The 19321-nt window shown below is 73.0% G+C and carries 15 protein-coding genes; 10 read left to right on the forward strand and 5 right to left on the reverse strand.

Translation table 11 applies throughout. From position 1 onward, the window contains the following. Positions 1 to 143: 143 nt before the first annotated feature. A complete protein-coding gene (locus ACIQ9E_RS26605) occupies positions 144 to 548 on the reverse strand; it encodes a DoxX family protein (protein WP_403711162.1) in 405 nt (134 codons plus the stop codon). 131 nt (positions 549 to 679) lie between these two features. On the opposite strand from ACIQ9E_RS26605, the gene ACIQ9E_RS26610 reads away from it, so the two are divergent. The 3 genes from ACIQ9E_RS26610 to ACIQ9E_RS26620 all read left to right on the forward strand — a co-directional run bounded on the left by ACIQ9E_RS26610 (position 680) and on the right by ACIQ9E_RS26620 (position 5421). Then, on the forward strand, positions 680 to 1336 hold the full coding sequence (locus tag ACIQ9E_RS26610; protein WP_403711164.1) for a TetR/AcrR family transcriptional regulator: 657 nt from the start codon (positions 680 to 682) through the stop codon (positions 1334 to 1336). 132 nt (positions 1337 to 1468) lie between these two features. Continuing rightward, on the forward strand, positions 1469 to 1777 hold the full coding sequence (locus ACIQ9E_RS26615) for a hypothetical protein (RefSeq protein ID WP_403711166.1): 309 nt from the start codon (positions 1469 to 1471) through the stop codon (positions 1775 to 1777). A 311-nt stretch (positions 1778 to 2088) separates the two neighbouring features. Continuing rightward, positions 2089 to 5421, forward strand: a complete 3333-nt coding sequence (locus ACIQ9E_RS26620; protein ID WP_403711168.1) for a S8 family serine peptidase — start codon at positions 2089 to 2091, stop codon at positions 5419 to 5421. Between the two features lie 116 nt (positions 5422 to 5537). Here the strand turns inward: ACIQ9E_RS26620 and ACIQ9E_RS26625 are convergent, their stop codons facing one another. After that, positions 5538 to 5741, reverse strand: a complete 204-nt coding sequence (locus ACIQ9E_RS26625) for a cold-shock protein (protein WP_006350593.1) — start codon at positions 5739 to 5741, stop codon at positions 5538 to 5540. Between the two features lie 241 nt (positions 5742 to 5982). Between ACIQ9E_RS26625 and ACIQ9E_RS26630 the strand changes: the two genes are divergently transcribed. The 6 genes from ACIQ9E_RS26630 (at position 5983) to ACIQ9E_RS26655 (ending at position 13226) form a co-directional block, all read left to right on the forward strand. Next, positions 5983 to 6390 (forward strand): (2Fe-2S) ferredoxin domain-containing protein, encoded by a 408-nt coding sequence (locus ACIQ9E_RS26630; protein WP_403711171.1) that lies wholly within the window; start codon positions 5983 to 5985, stop codon positions 6388 to 6390. Between the two features lie 183 nt (positions 6391 to 6573). After that, entirely contained in the window at positions 6574 to 8418 is a 1845-nt protein-coding gene (locus ACIQ9E_RS26635; protein ID WP_403711173.1) for a transketolase, read from the forward strand. 299 nt (positions 8419 to 8717) lie between these two features. Continuing rightward, entirely contained in the window at positions 8718 to 9509 is a 792-nt protein-coding gene (locus ACIQ9E_RS26640; RefSeq protein ID WP_403711175.1) for a SigB/SigF/SigG family RNA polymerase sigma factor, read from the forward strand. A 280-nt stretch (positions 9510 to 9789) separates the two neighbouring features. After that, on the forward strand, positions 9790 to 10308 hold the full coding sequence (locus tag ACIQ9E_RS26645) for a hypothetical protein (protein WP_403711177.1): 519 nt from the start codon (positions 9790 to 9792) through the stop codon (positions 10306 to 10308). Continuing rightward, positions 10309 to 12594, forward strand: coding sequence for a hypothetical protein (locus tag ACIQ9E_RS26650; RefSeq protein ID WP_403711179.1), 2286 nt, complete (start codon positions 10309 to 10311; stop codon positions 12592 to 12594). Positions 12595 to 12599: 5 nt separating this feature from the next. Continuing rightward, entirely contained in the window at positions 12600 to 13226 is a 627-nt protein-coding gene (locus ACIQ9E_RS26655; protein ID WP_403711181.1) for a hypothetical protein, read from the forward strand. A gap of 42 nt (positions 13227 to 13268) precedes the next feature. Here ACIQ9E_RS26655 and ACIQ9E_RS26660 read toward each other — a convergent pair whose 3' ends face one another. After that, positions 13269 to 14504 (reverse strand): cysteine desulfurase family protein, encoded by a 1236-nt coding sequence (locus tag ACIQ9E_RS26660; RefSeq protein ID WP_403711183.1) that lies wholly within the window; start codon positions 14502 to 14504, stop codon positions 13269 to 13271. Positions 14505 to 14843: 339 nt separating this feature from the next. On the opposite strand from ACIQ9E_RS26660, the gene ACIQ9E_RS26665 reads away from it, so the two are divergent. Next, positions 14844 to 15983, forward strand: a complete 1140-nt coding sequence (locus tag ACIQ9E_RS26665) for a type III polyketide synthase (RefSeq protein WP_403711185.1) — start codon at positions 14844 to 14846, stop codon at positions 15981 to 15983. Here the strand turns inward: ACIQ9E_RS26665 and ACIQ9E_RS26670 are convergent. Together ACIQ9E_RS26670 and ACIQ9E_RS26675 are read right to left on the reverse strand one after the other, a co-directional pair. Beyond that, entirely contained in the window at positions 15980 to 17425 is a 1446-nt protein-coding gene (locus ACIQ9E_RS26670) for an aldehyde dehydrogenase (RefSeq protein ID WP_403711187.1), read from the reverse strand. The genes ACIQ9E_RS26665 and ACIQ9E_RS26670 overlap by 4 nt on opposite strands. Before the next feature lie 249 nt (positions 17426 to 17674). Next, entirely contained in the window at positions 17675 to 19291 is a 1617-nt protein-coding gene (locus tag ACIQ9E_RS26675; protein ID WP_403711189.1) for a sigma-54-dependent Fis family transcriptional regulator, read from the reverse strand. Positions 19292 to 19321 lie beyond the last annotated feature (30 nt).

The following is a 19321-nucleotide window of genomic DNA, read 5'->3' on the forward strand; positions in this document are numbered from 1 at the left end:
GGGAGCAGTGCCCTTCCGCGCATCCGCGCCCCCTCCGGATCGTCGTACGGGCAGAAGCACCGTGCCGGGTACCCGAGCCGTACGGCACCCCCCGCCCCCACCGGCCGCCGCTCTCCGGAAGTCCAGGGCCGGGGCGCCGCTCGTCACCCGGTGCGCTCGCCGCACAGCCGCCCCGGGCGGCCCGGCAGGGGCACCGGGCCGCACCCGGCGACCAGGACCGCGAGCGCCAGCACCACCGCGTTCCCGGCGCTCTGGGGGTACTCGCCCCGGGCGATGTGGAGGGCTCCGCCGCCCGCCATCAGCAGGGCGAGCCCACCCGCGGCGAGCGGCAGCAACAAAGCGGCGGCCGGAACCAGGGAGGGCAGCACCAGGCCCGCAGCGCCCAGGACTTCGAGGGCGCCGATACCGCGCACCGCCTCCATGGGGACGGCGTCCACCCACGGCATCAGGGGAAGCAGGGCCTCCTGGGAGAGGGTCAGTTTCATGGTGCCCGCCGCAGTGAAGAGCAGCACCTGCACCACCCGGGCGCCTCGGAGAACGGTGTTCACGACATGGACCCCATTAAGTGAAGGGGTGACTGCGTTTTATGGGGCGTCACCGTAGCAGAAGCGCAGTACCCCCTGCGCTTTCCCGGGCGGGGTCCCGGTCGGGTACCGGATCCACTCCGTAGACTCGGGGCATGACATCGGGTCGGGGCAGAGGACTGCGGCGGGACGCGGAGGCCAACCGGGAGCGGCTGGTGGCGGCGGCGCGCGAAGTCTTCGCCGAACGCGGGCTGGGCGCGCCGCTGGACGACATCGCGCGCCGCGCCGGAGTGAACATCGCCACCCTCTACCGCCGCTTTCCCGACCGGGACTCCCTCGTCGAGGCGGTTCTGGCGGACCGCCTCGACGACCTCGCCGGCCTCGCCGGGCAGGCGCTGCGGCGCACCGATCCCTGGGACGGCTTCCGCTGGTTCGTGGAGCAGGCCTGCGCGATGCAGGCGGCGGACCGGGGGGTGACCGAGGCGTTCACCGCCTGCTTCCCGGGCTCCCGGGGCATGGAGGAGCCGAGGACCCGTGCCCTCGCGGCCCTGGACACCCTGATCGACCGGGCCTGCGAGCAGGGGCGGCTGCGCCCCGGGGTGACCAGCGGGGACATCCTGCTCTTCCTGATGGCCAACGCGGGGGTGCTGAGAGCCACCCGGGACGCGGCGCCCGGCGGCTGGAAGCGGCTGGTGGCCCTGCTCATCGACGCCTGCCGCGCGGACGGGGAGCGGACCGGGGCGCCGCTGCCCCCGGCGCTCACCCCCGAGGAACTCCACGACGCGATGGTCGGGGCCCGTCCGCTCCGCTGACCCGCCGTCCGCTGCTCGCGCGGTCGGCGCGCAGAGCGGACACCGGTCTGCCACGCTGCCCCCTCGGCCGAGGGGATCAACGACTTCCTCCCGAGTCTCCTCCCCGACGGCGGGCCGCCCGGCACAGAGCGGATGCGGTCGATGCCGGGCGACTGGCTGTCGAAGGTCACCGGCGGTGCGGGGCCGAGGAACGGTGCGGAGATGAAGGGCGGTCCGGGCCCGGTCGCCGGGCACCTCGGAGCGCGGCGGGCAGCGGTGGCCGCCGATGTCCACCACCGGCACCGGCACCGGGACCTGGACGACGGGCAACTGGCGATCCTGAGCGCCGCCGCCGAAGCGGGCGGCGACACCGCCCCCCCCACCAGGAACTCGAAGCGGCCGTCGCGCTGCCGCTGCTGGGGCTGCTGTTCGGGCTGCACCTCCTGGTGTTTGCAGAAGTGACGCCGCAAAAGAAATCCGGGCAGCCCTCGGGCCCCGGCCGGCTGCTGCTGCCCGGCCCGGGTCCGTCGCTGTCTCCCGGTGTTCTCCGGTGTTCCTCGGCGGTCAACCGGCGATCGACAGCGAGCTTACCGCCCGTGAAGCAGTGCCTCCGACAACCTCTCACCAGCGTAAGCCTGTTACAGAACGATCATTGAGTGGTCCGGAACGGCCTCGGCATACTTCGGGATCCCGGGGCCGTTCGCCTTTTCCGAACAGGCCCCCGGAAGGGACCGGGCCCCCGCCCGGTCCGTACTCCTGAGCAAGGGGGAATCTTGCGCAAACCAGCAAAGAGGGCGTATGCGGCAGCCGCGTGCGCCGTGGCCCTGGCGGCGGGCACGACCGGCCCGGCGTCGGCGGCCGGCGGTGACCGGGGCGCGGTGCCCCCGTCGGCCGTCACGAAGTCCAAGGGCGGTGCCGGGACCGGGCAGACCGTCACCCTGATCACCGGCGACCGGGTCACGGTGGACGCCCGGGGCCGCGTCGGCGGTATCGAGCGGGCGAAGGGGCGGGAGGACATCCCCTTCTTCACCCAGAGCCACCAGGGCCGTACCTATGCGGTGCCGCGCGACGCCCGGCGGCTGATCGCCGACGGCACGCTGGACCGGCAGCTGTTCGACGTCACCGCACTCGCGAAGCCGGAGATCCGGAAGGCGCACGGCGCCGGGCTCAAGGTCATCGTCGGCTACCGGGGCACCGCCGCGAAGGCCGCCAGGGACGAGGTACGTGCCGCCGATGGCACGACCGTCCACCGGACCCTGTCGATGCTCGACGCCGACGCCGTGACCAGCGCCGAAGGCAGTACGGGCGCCTTGTGGGAGGCCCTGAGCCGGCCGCGGGGCGACGGGTCGGCGGCGCTGGCCTCCGGTGTCGCGCGGGTCTGGCTGGACGGGGTACGGAAGGCGAAGCTCGACCGCAGCACCGCACAGATCGGCAGCCCGGCCGCCTGGTCCCGGTCCTACGACGGCACCGGCGTCAGGATCGCCGTGGTGGACACCGGCATCGACTCCACCCACCCGGATCTGGCCGGCCGCGTGGTGGCGGAGAAGAACTTCAGCGGTTCACCGGACGCCACGGACCGGTCGGGGCACGGGACGCACGTCGCTTCCATCGCGGCCGGCAGCGGGGCCAAGGACAGCCGGTTCAAGGGCGTGGCGCCCGGGGCGCAGCTGATCAACGCCAAGGTGCTGGACGACCGGGGCGAAGGGCTGGACTCCGGCATCCTCGCCGGGGTCGACTGGGCCGTCGCCCAGGGCGCCGATGTGGTCAATATGAGCCTCGGCTCGCCCGACACCCCCGGGATCGACCCGCTGGAAGCGCAGATCAACAAGCTGTCCGCGGAGAAGGGCGTCCTGTTCGCCGTCGCCGCGGGCAACGAGGGGCCGGACGCGGGCACCCTCGGCACACCGGGCACCGCCGACGCGGCCCTCACCGTCGGCGCGGTCGACGACAACGACCTGATGGCCGATTTCTCCTCGGCCGGGCCCCGTACCGGGGACGGCGCCGTCAAACCGGACGTCACCGCACCCGGTGTGGCGATCACGGCGGCCGCGGCCGCGGGCACCGGGGGCCAGAACCCGCCCGGGTACACCGCCCAGAACGGTACGTCCATGGCGTCCCCGCATGTCGCGGGCGCCGCGGCGATCCTCAAGCAGAAGAACCCCACCTGGACGGGTGCCCAGCTCAAATCGGTGCTGGTCGCCTCGGCGAAGGACGGCGCCCATGCGGTCTTCCGGCAGGGCGCCGGGCGGATCCAGGTCGACCGGGCGATCGACCAGACGGTCGTCGCCGAACCCGTATCGCTCGACCTGGGCACCCAGTTGTGGCCGCACCACGACGACACACCCGTCACCAAGAAGCTGACGTACCGCAACTACGGCACGGCGGACGTAACCCTCGACCTGGCGGCGACTGCGGCCACCGGCGCCGACGGCCTGCCCGCGCCGGCCGGATTCTTCACGCTCGGGGCGCAGCGCGTCACGGTTCCCGCGGGCGGTACCGCCGCCGTGGACGTGACGGCCGACACCCGGCTCGGCGGGACCGTCGAAGGCCTGTACTCGGTCACCGTCGTCGCGTCGGGGGACGGCCGGACGGTGCGGACCGCGGCAACGGTGGACCGTGAGATCGAATCGTACGAGGTCACCTTCAACAGCTTCGGACGGGACGGCGCGCCGGGCACCGACTGGCTGGCCGAACTGCGGGGTTACGGCGGCGCTGCCACCGGCCGGAGGGTCCTGCCGGATCTGACGGCGGGCTCCGACACGGTCCGGATGCCGCGCGGCACCTATATCCTCTCGGCCGATATGCTCGTCGACCCCGCGGCCCCGCGGAAGGGCGCCGATCTGATCGACAATCCGCAGTTCACCGTGGACGGCCCCACCACCGTCACCCTCGACGCCCGGACCACCCGGCCGGTTTCGTTCACGATGCCCGACCCGGCCGCCCGCTCGGTACGCGCGGGAATGATGTACACGTATCTGGCGGGCGGGTCGTTCTTCATCCAGGGCGGCGAGTTCACCGGCTTCGACAACGTCCGTACCGCCTACCAGGGCCCCCAGCAGGTCGACGGCGCCCTGGAACAGACCTGGTCCACGGACTGGGAGCGCGGCACCGACGAGTACCACACCCTGTCCGGCGGCCCGGTCGCCCAACTGGCCACCGGCTACACCAAGTCCTACGCGGCCGGGGACCTCGCCCTGGTGAAGACGGCCATCGGGGCGTCCGCCCCGGGCGCCAGAGGTGCCCTGGCGCTGACCGGCGGCCTGCCCAGCGGCGCCGGAGTGGAGACCCCCTTCTTCATCAAGCCGGCATCGCAGACCCGCAACGTCCATCTCTCCACGGGCGACGGAGCCGTCTGGCAGCTGGTGGCGGGTATCCCGGGCGTGCCGTCCCCGGAGGGATACCCCCGCTTCGACGTGCTGTACGCCAACGAACCGCGGCAGTACTCGGCAGGCGGTACGTACACGGAGAACTTCAACACCGGAGTGCCGGGACCACGGGTCGACGCCCGGGCGGGCATCGTCCGCACCGGCAACGACCTCTCCGGCTCCCTGCCGCTGACCAGTGACGACGCGGGCCACGACGGCTATGCGCGGTACGCGTCCGCGAGCACCACGATCCACCGCGACGGTGTGCTGTACGCACAGGACGACACGGCGCTCGGCGCGCGGGACTTCGCGCTGCCGCCCGAGCCCGCCCGCTACACGGTGGCGACCACGGTCCACCGGGACCCGGCGTTCAACCGCGCCGGAACCCGGATCGACGCCTCGTGGACCTTCACCTCGGCCCGGACCGACGCGGCGACGGCGCTCCCGGTCTCCACGGTCCGGTTCCGGCCGGACACGGCACTCGACTCCACCGTCCCGGCGGGCGGAAAGCAGATCGTCCCCGTCGTCGTCCAGGGCGCGGCGGCCGGGGCCGGACTGAAGTCGCTGCGGGTAGCGGTGTCGTACGACGGCAAGAAGTGGCTGCCCGCTCCGGTCGCCGGGGGCAAGGTGACGGTCCGCGCGCCGGAGAAGGGCAAGGCGATATCGCTGAAGGCCGTCGTCACCGACCGGCAGGACAACCAGTCGGCGGTCACGGTCCACAACGCCTTCTTCGGGCGCTGAATAGCACCACGGAAACAGAACCGGGCCGGGCGCCGTGACGGCGCCCGGCCCGGATACCCCACCGGGGTCCGCACCGTGACGGTGCGGACCCCGGTGGGTCGATCAGCGTCCGGCGATCAGGCGGGGACGATGTTCTCGGCCTGCGGGCCCTTCTGGCCCTGCGTGACGTCGAAGCTGACCCGCTGGCCCTCACGGAGCTCGCGGAAGCCCTGCGTCGCGATGTTCGAGTAGTGGGCGAAGACGTCCGGGCCGCCGCCGTCCTGCTCGATGAAGCCGAAGCCCTTTTCGGCGTTGAACCACTTCACGGTTCCCTGTGCCATGGTGTTCTCCTTCTGTAGGCAGAGGCCCCATCCGGAGATGCCGGAAACAAAAACGCGCCCGAAGGAGAAACATTCCCGTCAGGCGCACATAGTTCATGGGTACCAAAACTGCAACGTGCACAGTCTAGCACGCCGGCGGGACGCCGCCCCTGGTGGTCGATCTTCGGGGAGCGGTACCGGCCAGGCTTTACGATCATCGTCGGAATCGACGGCCCGTGACCGGCCCTGGCGAGGAGATCGAATGAGCAGACGTTCCAGCCGGACCGCGTCGGCGCCGGGGGCCGTGCGGCCCACCGTCACCGTGTGCCGGGGCTGCTGCTGCGGCACTGCCAAGATCCCCGGGGTCGATCATGCCGCCCAGCTCCGTGAGCTGCGGACGGCCCTGGCGGAGAAGGCAACTGTCCGGGTCACCGACTGTCTGGACGTCTGCGAGCACGCCAACGTCGTCGTGGTGCAGCCCTCCGCCGAGGGGCGCAGGGCAGGCGGCCGCCCGGTGTGGCTCGGCCTGGTCAACGATCCGGACGCCACCGCCGACATAGCCGGCTGGGTCGACGACGGCGGGCCCGGGATGGCCGATCCGCCCGAGGTGCTCGACCTGTACACCTTCACCCCCTCCCGCCGTATCCGGGCCGAGCTGGGCGACGGCTGACGGCCGCGGAAGCCGGCGGCTGCCCGCGGTGGGCGTTGCCCGGCGGGTTTCGGCGCCGGGCGCACGGGCACCCGGGGCGTACCAGGAAGGCGCCCCGAGGCGGTTTTCCTGCTGGGCCGTGCCGGGGGCGCTCGTGGGGGCGGCGGGCGCGGTACGGCGACTGCCGACGAGAGGGAGCCGACCATGCGCACCGAGGAACTGGCGGAGCTGGGACAGCAGCTCAGGGTGGACGCGGTCCGGGCCGCCGCGGCCGCCGGATCGGGGCATCCGACGTCCGCGATGTCCGCCGCCGATCTCGCCGCCGTACTCCTGGCCCACCATCTGCGGTACGACTTCGACCGGCCCGACCGCCCCGGGAACGACCGGCTGATCCTGTCCAAGGGGCATGCCTCGCCCCTGCTGTACGCGCTCTACCGGGCGGCGGGTGTCATCGACGGTGCCGAACTGCTCACCTTCCGTCACGACGGCAGTCCGCTGGAGGGCCACCCCACGCCCAGGCTGCCCTGGGTGGACGTGGCCACGGGGTCGCTGGGGCAGGGGCTGCCGATCGGCGTCGGCATGGCGCTGGCGGGACAGCGCCTGGACCGGGTTCCGTACCGGATCTGGGTGCTCTGCGGGGACAGCGAGATGGCCGAGGGCTCCGTCTGGGAGGCCGTCGAGGCGGCCGCCTACGAGAAGCTCGACCAGCTGACCCTGATCGTGGACGTCAACCGGCTCGGCCAGCGCGGTCCCACCCGGGAAGGCTGGGACCTCGACGCCTACGCGCGGCGGCTGGACGCCTTCGGATGGCATACGGTCGAGGTGGACGGGCACGACGTCGACGCGGTCGACGCGGCCTTCGCGGAGGCAGCCGCCACCGCCGGGCGCCCCACGGCGGTCCTGGCCCGTACCCGCAAGGGGCGGGGCGTCGCCGAGGTCGAGGACCGGGAGGGCTTCCACGGAAAGCCCCTGCCCCACCCCGAACAGGCCGTCGAGGAGCTGGGCGGGGTCCGCGATATCCGGGTGGACGTCGCCCTCCCGGCACCGGTGACGGCCCGTCCCGTGCCACCGCTCCGGCCGGCCGAACCGCCGAGCTACCGGATCGGGGACGAGGTGGCGACCCGGGACGCGTTCGGCGAGGCGCTGGCGGCCCTCGGCTCGCTGCGCGGCGACGTCGTCGCCCTCGACGGCGAGGTCGGGGACTCCACCCGTACCGAGGCGTTCGCCCGCGCCCACCCGGACCGCGCCTTCGAGTTCTATATCGCGGAACAGCAGCTCGTCGCCGCCGCGGTGGGCATGCGGGCCCGCGGATACCTGCCCTTCGCGACCACCTTCGCCGCCTTCCTCACCCGGGCCCACGACATGATCCGGATGGCCGCGGTCAGCGAGGCCGGAATCCAGCTCTGCGGCTCCCACGCCGGAGTCGCCATCGGAGCCGACGGGCCTTCCCAGATGGGCCTGGAAGACCTCGCCATGATGCGGGCCGTCCACGGCTCCACCGTGCTCTACCCCTGCGACGCCAACCAGACCGCCGATCTGGTCCGGCGTATGGCACAGCTGCCCGGGATCGGCTATCTGCGCACCAGCCGGGGCGCCGGGCCGGTGCTCTACGGACCGGACGAGGCTTTCCCCGTCGGCGGTTCCCGGCTGCTGCGGTCCGGGGACGGGGACCGGGTGACCGTCGTCGCCGCGGGGGTCACGGTCCACGAGGCGCTGAAGGCCGCCGATCTGCTGGCGGGGGCCGGGATCGGGGTCCGGGTGCTCGACCTCTACTCGGTCAAGCCGGTGGACACGGACGCCCTGGAGGCGGCCGCCGGCGCGACGGGCTGCCTGATGACGGTGGAGGACCACCGGCCCGAGGGCGGTATCGGCGACGCGGTCGCCTCCGCCTTCGCCGACGGCAGGCCGCTGCCGCGGCTGGTCCGGCTCGCCGTCCGTACGATGCCGGGCTCGGCAACCCCCGGCGAGCAGCTCGCCCACGCGGGTATCGACGCCGAGTCGATCGCCGCCGCCGTCCGGCTGCTGGTCGGTGAGGCCGTGGTGCGCTGAACCCGTGGTGCGCCGAACCGGGCGCGGCCACAGGACCGTGACCCGGGTCCGGGTGTCCCGGGCCCCGCAGTCTCGCCATTCCGCGACCGTCCTGCGCGGCACCCGTCACGGCCGGCGGTACCCGCCGATGGCGGGCCGAACGGGGTACGGGGTGCGGGACGGCGCCCGGTTTGGCAGGGTGGAAGCGGGGCAGGTGTGCCTCTGCCCGGGACCGAGGGCCCCACGCCCCGCCGACGACCGTACGGCGCGCGGGCGCCGCCCCGGCCGGTGGTATGTGACGCTCCCCTTCCCCGGAACAGGTGATCAGCGTGGCCCGCCGACGGCACTCTCACGACGACGCCCCCGACTCCGCGGCCGACTTCCGGCGACTCGCCGCCCTGCCGTCGGGGGTGGAGCACGACGCCCTGCGGGACGGACTGGTCCGCGACTGGCTGCCGATGGCCCACCGGATCGCCGCCCGCTACCGCAACCGCGGCGAACCTCTCGACGATCTGTGCCAGGTCGCCGCGCTCGGGCTGGTCAAGGCCGTCGACGGCTACGATCCCGCCCGCGGGCCGGCCTTCGAGAGCTATGCGGTCCCGACGATCACCGGCGAGGTCCGCAGGCACTTCCGGGACCACACCTGGCTGCTGCGGGTCCCGCGGCGTACCCAGGAACTGCGCGGCCGGGTCCGTACGGCCCACCGGGACCTCGCCGGATCCGGCCGGGAGCCCACCCCCGCCGATATCGCCGCCCGCGCCGGTCTGGACCCGGACGACGTCCTGGAGGGCCTCTCCGCTCTCCACGCCTACGCGGCGCTCTCCCTCGACGCCGAACTCGCGCCGGGCGCGCCCGGTGAGGGGCCGACCCTCGCGGACACGCTCGGCGCGCCCGACCCCGAACTGGACACCGTGGTCGACCGGGTGGCGGTCACCCCGCTGATCGCGGAACTGCCGGAGCGGGAGCAGCGCATCCTGTACCTCCGTTTCTTCCGGGGCATGACGCAGAACCGGATCGCCGAGGAGTGCGGGATCTCGCAGATGCACGTCTCCCGTCTGCTGCACGACACCTGCTCGGAACTGCGGCACCGGACCCTGTCCGGCGCGGCCTGACCGTCCCCGCGGGCCGGTCCGGGACGTCCGTATTCGGGGCTCGCGTACGATTCATTCCGGCCATCCGGCGGGGTCGTCATCCAACCTCCCCACTTCCTGCACACGGCTGAGAAGCGACTCCTGCGGCGCATAGCAGAATGGGCGCGTCGACGGGCTCGGTGGCCGGGAGCCCCCGATCCGGCCGGATCCCGCCGCCCTCGGGGCGCGGACGGACGGACGGGGTTCATGGCACGGACCCGTCCACCGCACCGTGCGCAACCAACGGGGAGGGGATCCCGCCATGGCGTGGGACGAATGGGAGCAGTTGAAAACGGCGGCCGTCGAGCGGCAGTCGACACAGATGCAGTTGAACCGGGTGCCCGACGAGCCCGGCGACGGCAAGATGCTGTCCACGAACAGCCAGGGCGACCTCAAGGTCGACCAGCAGCATCTGGCCAAAGTCGGCGACCAGGCGTTCGAGCTGTACAACCGGCTGTGGAACGAGGGACGGGTGGCCGAGAAGACCACCGACTCCGCGGGCACCGATCTCGCGACCCAGGGCTTCGACCTGGGCGGCGCCCTCACCCGGGTGAGCGTCGCATGGATGTCCTCCCTCTCGGATCTGATGGACGCCTGCGCCCATATCTCGAACCATATGGACTTCACCAAGAACGCCCACGCCGGTGACGAGGTGTTCATCGAGCGCGAGCTGAGCAGCATCGCCGCCCTCGAATCCGGATTCGACGAGCGGGTCGGCCCGCCCGGGAAGCGCAACGAAGCGTACGGCGACGGCGACGAGAAGAAGAAGGACGACAAGTAAGTGGACTTCGACACTCTTCTCCACGCCAATTTCGGCAAGCTCGACGCCGCGGTGACCGACTGGAACACCCTGGTCAAAAATCTGAAGAGCCTGGACACGGCCGCCAACGAGGGCCTCAAGGCCACCGCGTACGGCGCCGACTGGCGGGGGGTGAACTCGGACGTCTCCCGGAAGTTCATCGGCAAAACGGTCGGTGAGTTCGCGGACGCCCACACCCAGGCCGAGTCCATCCGGAACATCCTCAAGGACACCGCGGGCGAGCTGCGGGGGTTCAAGGGCGAGCTGGACGAGGCGATATCCGCCGCGCAGGCCCGCAGTATCTCGGTACGTCCGGACGGTTCGGGCTTCGTCGTCCGGGCCGCCGACGGCGACGCCGGGAAAGAGGTGAAACAGGGCGACGTCGACGGGGTACGCGACCGGATCCAGGGCATCCTCACCAAGGCCACCGAGAGCGACAGCACCGCGTCCCGGGTGCTGCGCGCCTTGGTCGCCCAGGCCGAGAAGGGTTTCGGAGACGCCTCCTACCAGGACCGCGACCAGGCGGCGAACGCCGTCAGGAAGGGCGAGGAGCTGGCGGCCCTCGCCAAGAAGGATCCGGGCAAGCTCACGGCCGAGGAGTTCGACCGGCTCAATGCCGGGCTCGCCGAATACAGCAAGGACGACCTGTTCGCGAGCACCTTCGCGCAGCAGCTCGGCGCGCAGGGCACCCTCGACTTCTGGGCGAAGCTCAACGACCCGAACGCCCGTGACCACGCGGCCGACGGAAAACGGCTCGACCAGTACGCGGAGCTGCAGAAGAACCTGAGCCTGACCCTGGCCAACGCCACCCGGAGCGGTTCCCCGGAGATGTCGGTCTGGAAGTCGGACATGCTCCAGGCGGTCGACAAGCCGGTGGCTGCCCCGGGCGGGCTCTCCGGCTATGTCGTCATGAGCAACCTCATGCGCTGGGGCGACTACGACGACGACTTCCTGAACAGCTACGGCACCGGGATGCTGGCCCGGGAGCAGGAGGGCATCCGCAACGGTCAGCGTCCCGAGCAGATCTGGGGCTACCACGGCGGCGGTCTCCGGCCGCATCTGAACGCCACGGGGACGGACTTCGGCTTCGACCCGATGACCGGCTATATGAAGGCCCTCTCCAACAGCCCCGACGCGGCGACGGCGTTCTTCAACGCCGAGTTCATCGACAAGGACGCCGAGGGCAACCCGTTCAAGCGCGATACGGACGACGACGGCAAGAAGGGCCATGTCGACCTCAGCAACTTCCAGTACCTCTTCGAGGAGCGGGCCTGGATGCAGGAGGAGGACTCCGAGGGCGAGCAGAGTATCTCCGGCAGGAACTACCTGGCCGCGGCGTTGGAGGCGGCGACGACCGGGCACCCGGCGGGCGAGCTGCCGACCTCGGAGACCGTGGCCCACTCGCCCGAACAGGCTTCGCTCTACAAGAACATCGTGGAATCCGTTTCGGACAACCCCGACCGGCTCCTCAAGAACGGCTATATGTCGGACAGCTTCGGCCAGATGACCGCCGAGTACATGCCCGATATCAACCGGGCCTTCAGCGCCGGTGAGAAGGGCGAGGCGGATGTCTTCATCGCGCCCGGCGCGACCGCCGACATCGACCAGGGCGATGCGACCCGCTTCCTCTACACCCTGGGCCGCAACCCCGAGGGCTATGCCGCGGTCACCCTGGGCCAGCACAACTACACCTCGAACCTCCTCGAATACCATGCCGCCAACCCGGACGCCTTCATCAAGGACGACAAGGGGGTCACGGCGTCGATGCGGGCCGCGGAGGCCATGGGCGAGGTGCAGGGCATCCTGGGCGGCGGCCGCGCCTACGAGGCCGAGGTGCAGGGCGCCGCGCACGACGCCAAGTACAACGGCGCCCTGGACGCCGCCGGGACGTGGGGCGGCGCGCTCGCCGGTACCGGTATCGGTCTGCTGGTGGCGCCGACCGCCGGGCCGGGTGCCATCGTCGCGGGCGAACTCGCGGGCACCTTCGCGGAGGCGGCGATCGGCTCCATCACCGACGGTATGAAGAAGGACAGCACGGACGACGTGCTCTACCGGAACGGGACGAAGTGGGACTCCACCCACGACGACACCTACCGGCTGCTGGAGCGCGAGGCCGCCGCCGCGGGCGAGGCGGCGAAGGCGCCGAACCCCGCCCTGGAGCGGACCATCGCCTCCGCCGCCGAGCGGGGTTTCGACCACGCGACGACGAATGTGAAGAACCACATCGACGGTGAGGCCATCCCCCGGACCCTGGACTCGGAGAAGTGACCGGCATGCGCAGGAAGAACCTTTTCATCACCGGAGTGACCGCGGCCTCCCTGGTCGCGGCGGGCATCGTGTACTTCGCCCTCGTCGCACCCGGGCTCGGCGACGACGGCGCCGAGATCACCGCGGGCCGGCTCTGCTCGCAGCTCGGGCCCGCCGAGGCGGCCGCGAAGGCGCTGAACACGGTGCTGCCCACCGCCGGTTCGTACACGGTCGACGGCGAGACCGCCGAACGCCGGGTGCAGAAGGCGGACGGGTACGCCACCGCCTGCCGGATCCGCGGCGACGACAAGAAGCTCCTCTTCGCCGCGGACACCGAGATGCTGCCCACCGAACCCGTGGCCGGCTGGTTCGACTCCGTACGGGGACGGGATTACCCGGACGGCGAGACCCGCCCCTTCGGACCGGGCGACAGCGGCCGGGCGTCCGCGCGCGCCGCGGCGGTCCTGGTGCCGTGCGCCCCCGCGGGGCAGTCCCCCGAGGGCGCCCGCAGTCTGAGCGTGACCGTACGGCTGCCGGAGGGCGTACGGACCGACGATACGGCGGCGGCCCGGGACACCGTACGGGACCTGGCGCTCGCGGTGGCACGCCGGAGCCACCGCGACGCGGGCTGCGACACCCCCGCGGGGTTGTAGCACCACCGGCGGCTGCCCGGCTGCCGGGCCCGGCAGCCGCCTTCAGCCCCGCAGCCCGGCCGGCCCGGTCTGCCGGGCGGCGTCCGTCAGGGCCGCCGCGGCCGTCTCGACGTCCTCCCCGGTGGTCCAGCGGCCCAGCGACAGCCGCAGCGCCCCCAGGGCCCGGGCGGGCGCGAACCCCATGGCGGTCAGGGTGGGGGAGGGGGCCCGGGTGCCGCTGTGGCAGGCCGAGCCGGTCGAAGCGGCGATCCCGCCCGCCGCGGCGAGGAGTTCATGGCCGAGCGCCCCCTCCACACTGATGTTCAGGGTGTTCGGCAGCCGCTCCCGCTCCGGCCCGTTGAGCCGGACCCGGCCCGGCAGCCCCGCCGCCAGCCGCCGGTGCAGCCGGTCGCGCAGGGCCGCGGTCCGGTCCGGGCCGCCCCCGGCCAGCTCCCCGGCCGCGATCTCCGCGGCGGCGCCGAGGGCGACGGCCAGGGCCACGTTCTCCGTACCGGCGCGCAGTCCGCCTTCCTGGGAACCCCCGTACACAGCGGGCTCCAGCGCCACCCCGTCGCGGACGTACAGCGCGGCCGCCCCCTTCGGCGCGTACATCTTGTGCCCCACCACGGTCAGCAGATCCACCCCCAGCGCACCGACGTCGACCGGGACCTTCCCCACCGCCTGGGCCGCGTCGCAGTGGAACAGCGCCCCGCGCGCATGCGCCGCCGCGGCGAGTTCGGCGACCGGCTGGAGCGCACCGGTCTCGTTGTTGGCCGCCATGACCGACACCAGGACCGTATCGTCGGTGAGCGCACCGGCCAGCACGGCCGGATCCACGAGGCCCCGGCCGTCGACCGGCAGCACCGTCACCCGCGCGCCGTGCAGACGCTCCAGCGCCCGGCAGGTCTCCAGCACCGCGGGATGCTCCGTGGCCTGCGTGACGATATGCGGACGCGACCGGCCGGAGGCCAGCACCGCACCGCGCAGCGCCAGCAGATCGGCCTCCGAACCGGACCCGGTGAACACCACCTCGCCGGTACGGGCGCCGATCAGCCCGGCGACCAGCGCACGAGCCCCGGCCAGGGCCCGCCGGGGTGCCACCGCATACGGATGCCCGCTGGACGGATTCCCGAAGTGGCCGGTGAGATAGGGCAGCATCGCCTCCACGACCCGGGGGTCCACCGGGGTGGTGGCGTTGTGGTCGAGGTACACCGGCCCGTCCGCGAGCCCCGGAGGAGGCGGCAGCGGCCCTGCGGCTGCGGGGGCGGCGTCCGAGCCGCCCGGGGCGATGTCCTGCACGTGTCCTCCGGAATTCCGTGGGCCGCACCGGGCCCGGGGCGGCCCGTCGCCGGTGCCGACCGCGTTCCACCCCGGTGATGAAGATCCTCCCAGGCGACGGCACGGAGATGAAGTCCGGTGCGCGGCAGGTGCGTTGCGCCGCTCCCACCGGAACCCGCTTCGACGGAGCGGCCCCCCGGCCGGGCGCCACCACGGAGCGCCCGCACCCGCCCGGCGGACCGGCCCCGCTGTCCGAAAGACGATCTTGCCGTGCGATATCCGGCGCCGCATGCTTCCTCACGCACGGACCCCCACACACCTCATGTGTCCCGCGCACTCCCCCCACCGAAGGAAGCAGCCGTGACGATCACACCTGCCCGCCAACCCCGGACCCACGTCGCCGTCCACCGCCCCGCGGTCGTCCTCCCCGAGCACGTGGTGACCCAGGAGGAGATCATCACCGCCCTCGGCGACCACTTCGCCCGGATACCCCACGTCGAGCGCGGACTCGACCTGATGCGCAGCACCACCGTGCGGACCCGGAGCCTGGTCGCCGGCCTCCCCGCCATGCTGGCACCGCGCTCCTTCGGCCGCCGCAACGCCCACTACCGCACCGAGGCCGTCCGGCTCGGTGCCGCGGCCGCGCGGCAGGCCCTGGAGCACGCCGGGGCCGACGCCGCCGAAGTCGACGCTTTCGTCTTCGTCTCCTGCACCGGCTACGCCCTCCCGGGCCCCGACGCCTGGATAGCCCAGGAGATCGGCTGCCGGCCGACCGTACGGCGCACCCCCATCCAGCAACTGGGCTGCGCCGCCGGGGCCTCCGCGCTCGCGGAGGCCTTCCACTTCCTCCAGGCGTACCCCGAGGCGACCGTCCTCGTCGTCGCCGCGGAACTCAGCTCCCTCTCCTTCCAGCCCGAACAGCACTCCCTCAGCGACTTCATCTCCAACGGCGTCTTCGGCGACGGCGCGGCCGCCGCCGTACTGCGCCGCGCGTCCCCGGCGACCACGGGCTTCCGGATCCGCGCCGTCCGGCAGCATCTGCTCCCCGCCACCCAGTCGGTGATCGCGGGCAGCACCTCCGAACACGGCTTCCACTTCCGGACCGACCCCCGGGTCCGCTCCACGGTCCCCCGGGTGGTGCCCGAGATCGCGGCCTTTCTCGCCGAACTCGGCTGGACCCCGGCCGACCTGGGCTTCTGCGTCTCCCATACGGGCGGGCCGGTCATCATGGACGGTGTCGAAGCGGGGCTGGAACTGCCCCCGGGCACCCTGCGGCACAGCCGGGAGAGCATGGCCCGGGTGGGGAACACCTCCAGCGTCTCCGTCTTCGACGTCCTCCGGCGCCACCACGACAACGGCTCCCCGGAACACGGCTCCCGGGGCCTGATCCTCGCCTTCGGCCCCGGTTTCACCACCGAGGTCCTCGCCGGCTCCTGGCACGACGACGACGGCGACGACGACGGCGCCGCCGCCCACCCGACCCCGCCGGAAAGCGCCTAGCGGTAGATCGTCTGGAACCGCTGGTACGCCGTCAGGCCCTCGGGGCCCAGTTCGCGTCCGAGCCCGCTGGCCTTGACCCCGCCGAACGGGGCCGCGGGGTCCGGGATATAGCGGTTGACGCCGATGGTTCCGGTACGGACCCGGCGGGCGACGGCCGCGCCGCGCTCCGGATCGGCGGTCCACACGGTGCCGCCGAGCCCGAAGTCGGAGTCGTCGGCGATCCGGACGGCGTCGTCCTCGTCCTCGTACGCGATGATCGAGAGCACCGGTCCGAAGATCTCCTCCCGGGCGATCACGGAGGAGTTGTCGACATCGGCGAAGACCGTGGGCCGGACGAACCAGCCCCGCTCCAGACCCTCCGGCCGGCCGCCGCCCGTCGTCAGCCGGGCGCCCTCGCCGATCCCCTTCGCTATGTACGACTCCACCCGCTCGCGCTGCCGGGCGGTGGCCATCGGGCCGATCTGCGTCGCCGGGTCGCTCGCCGCGCCCACGGTGAGCGACCCGGCGAACGCGGTGAAGGCGTCGACCACCTCGGCGTAGCGGCTGCGCGGGGCCAGGATCCGGGTGCCGAGGAAACACGTCTGCCCGTTGTTGAGGAGGGTGGCGCCGAACAGCCCCTCGCCGATCTCCGCCAGGTCCAGTTCGGCGTCGTCGAGGACGATCGCCGCCGATTTGCCCCCGAGTTCCAGGGTGACCGGGCGCAGCAGCCTGCCGCAGGTCTCCGCGATGGCCCGGCCCGCGGCGGTGGAGCCGGTGAAGGCCACCTTGTCGACCGAGGGATGGGCCACCAGATGCACCCCGGCGTCCCGGCCGCCCGGCACGATGTTGACCACCCCGGCGGGCAGGCCGGCCTCCTCGACGGCCTCCGCCAGCAGATAGGCGTCGAGTACGGTCTCCGGGGACGGCTTGACGACCAGGGTGCAGCCGGTCGCCAGCGCGGGGGCGATCTTGAACATGGCCAGGGCCTGGGGGAAGTTCCACGGCACGATCGCCGCGACGACCCCCACCGGCTCCCGCCGGACCTCGATATCGCCGCCGAACAGGCCGGGCCTGATCTCCGCCGTCGACAGTCCGCGGGCCAGTCCGGCGTAGTAGCGCAGGATCGCGCTCGGATAGCCGGTCTCCAACTGGCGGGCGACGGCCACCGGCATCCCGTTCTGGGCGCTGACCCGGGCCACGAACTCGTCGGCCCGCCGGTCGATCGCGTCCGCGAGCCGGTCCATCGCCCCGGCCCGCCGGGCGGGTTCCCAGGACGCCCAGCCCGCCGGGGCGTCGAAGGCGGTACGTGCCGCGGCGACCGCGCGGTCGATATCGGCTTCGGTGCCCTCCGGCACCTCGCCGAGCGGCTGCTCCGTACTGGCGTCGACGGGGGTGATCGTCCGGTCCGTGGCGGGGGCGACCCATCCGCCGCCGATGTAGAAGGTGCCGTAACGCAGGTCCATCGCGGGACTCCTCGGTCGTGGGACCCGGCGGAGCCGGACGAGGGCGCCGCGGTGCGCGTCGCCGGCCCGGCTCCTTTGCCAGGGGGTGTTACGGCACCGTAGAGCCGTCGCGGGGGTGCGGACTGTTCGGTTTCTGGACACTTCCGGCCCCCGGCTCCCGGCTCCCGGCTCCCGGCTCCCGGCCCCGTCGGGCCTCGGCTTCCTCGGGCCCGTGGGTTCGGACACCGAGGGTCCGGCCGTCCGGAACGTTCAGCCGGTGATCCGGAGCGCACGCATCCGGCTGTAGAGGGTGGTCCGGCTGATGCCCAGCCGCCGCGCCGTCCGCAGCTTGTTTCCGCCGCAGTCCAGCAGGGCGGCGGTGATCGTGTCGTACTCGGCCCGCTCCAGCGGGGTCATCGCGGGAGTGCCGGGACCGAACCGGTACCGCTCGGGCAGATCCTGGACCGTGACCCCGCCCGCCGACCGCCGGGCCGCGACGTCCCGGACGACCGCGTGCAGTTCCCGCAGCTCACCGGGGAACGGCTGGGCGCTCAGGGCCGCCAGCGCGGCGGGGGTGAAGTGCAGCCGGCCGCCCAGGCCCAGACCGTCGATCATGGCCCGTACCAGCCCCGGCAGCTCCGCGGTACGCTCCCGCAGCGTGGGCAGCTCCACCTGGACGGGGCAGTCGGCGGCCAGGACCGCGTGCGAGCCGGTGAGTCCGGCCGGGGGAGCGCCGGTGAGGACCGTCCAGGGTCCCGGGCGCCGCGTCATGATCCGGTGCAGCCGTACCGCGCAGGTCTCGGAGAGCAGATGGACGTCCTCGACGAGCAGCAGCCCGCGGTGGTCGGCGGCCGCCCGCTCCAGCCGGGCCAGCCAGTCGGCGTCGCCCCGTACCACCGCTTCCGATGCGTCCAGGGTCCGTACGGCAACGCCTGCCGCGTCCGCCAGGGACCGGGCCGCCGTGGTCCGTCCGGTTCCCGGAGCGCCGCCGATGTACACGGCGCTGCCCGGCACCGGGGCGTCGGACCGGTGGGCCGGGGCACCGGTCTCCGGCAGTTCGGCGAGGTCGAAGAGGACACCGTCGGAGCCTTCGACGGGACGCCACCGGACGGAGACCGTACGGCCCGAGGCGAGCGTGACGGCGGACAGCGTGCCCTCGCCGCCGGAACCGGCGGCCAGTTCGCGCAGTGTCAGATGGTCGACGGGGTCGAGCAGCGCCACGGCCGCCGGGCCGGCCAGCACCACGCCCTCGCCCAGCACCAGGACCGGCCGCTGCCGTCCGGTCGTCGCCGCCCGGAAGGCGGCCAGCATGCGGCGTTCGGCGGCGCGCGCGGTGCGCAGCAGCCCGTCTTCGACGTCCCGGGCGGCGCGGGCGACGAGCGGGGCCAGCAGGGGTGAGCCGGCCGCGCTGGGGCAGGTGATGTCGAGGACGCCGACGAGCCGGTGGGTCACCGGGTGGGTGATCGGATGGCCGTAGCAGCTGAACCGTTTGAACGGCTCCAGATAGTGTTCCTCGCCGTGGACGGCGACGCCCCGGCGCAGCTCGTACGCGGTCGCCAGCGAGTTGGTGCCGGTCGTCTCCTCCAGGAACACGCCGCCGGACACCACGCCCAGCGACTCCAGACGGTCGCGGAGCGCGCGGCCGCCGCCGGAGAGTTCCGTGATGCGCGCCGCCCGGTCGGCGAGCACGACGCAGAAGTCGGCCCCGCCGAGCTGCCGGGCCAGTTCGGCGAGCACCGGTCCGGCAGCCGTGCGCAGTCTGCCCCGCCGGTCCACGGCGTCGGGTTCCACCCGGGGCTGCGGCCCTGCGGGCGTCAGTCCGCTCCGCTCGGAACGCCACCAGGAGTGGGCGATCTCCGGGCGGAGCGTGGTGTCACCTGCGGGCACAGCAGCCTCCGAACGGGTGTGCGGTCGTCC

The sequence above is a fragment of the Streptomyces sp. NPDC094448 genome (assembly GCF_044763775.1).
Classification (GTDB): Bacteria; Actinomycetota; Actinomycetes; order Streptomycetales; family Streptomycetaceae; genus Streptomyces.

Coding starts and splice junctions, on each gene's coding strand:
- ACIQ9E_RS26610 (WP_403711164.1), top strand. CDS start 680: ATGACATCGGGTCGGGGCAGAGGACTGCGGCGGGACGCGGAGGCCAAC.
- ACIQ9E_RS26615 (WP_403711166.1), top strand. CDS start 1,469: ATGCGGTCGATGCCGGGCGACTGGCTGTCGAAGGTCACCGGCGGTGCG.
- ACIQ9E_RS26625 (WP_006350593.1), bottom strand. CDS start 5,741: ATGGCACAGGGAACCGTGAAGTGGTTCAACGCCGAAAAGGGCTTCGGC.
- ACIQ9E_RS26630 (WP_403711171.1), top strand. CDS start 5,983: ATGAGCAGACGTTCCAGCCGGACCGCGTCGGCGCCGGGGGCCGTGCGG.
- ACIQ9E_RS26635 (WP_403711173.1), top strand. CDS start 6,574: ATGCGCACCGAGGAACTGGCGGAGCTGGGACAGCAGCTCAGGGTGGAC.
- ACIQ9E_RS26645 (WP_403711177.1), top strand. CDS start 9,790: ATGGCGTGGGACGAATGGGAGCAGTTGAAAACGGCGGCCGTCGAGCGG.
- ACIQ9E_RS26655 (WP_403711181.1), top strand. CDS start 12,600: ATGCGCAGGAAGAACCTTTTCATCACCGGAGTGACCGCGGCCTCCCTG.
- ACIQ9E_RS26670 (WP_403711187.1), bottom strand. CDS start 17,425: ATGGACCTGCGTTACGGCACCTTCTACATCGGCGGCGGATGGGTCGCC.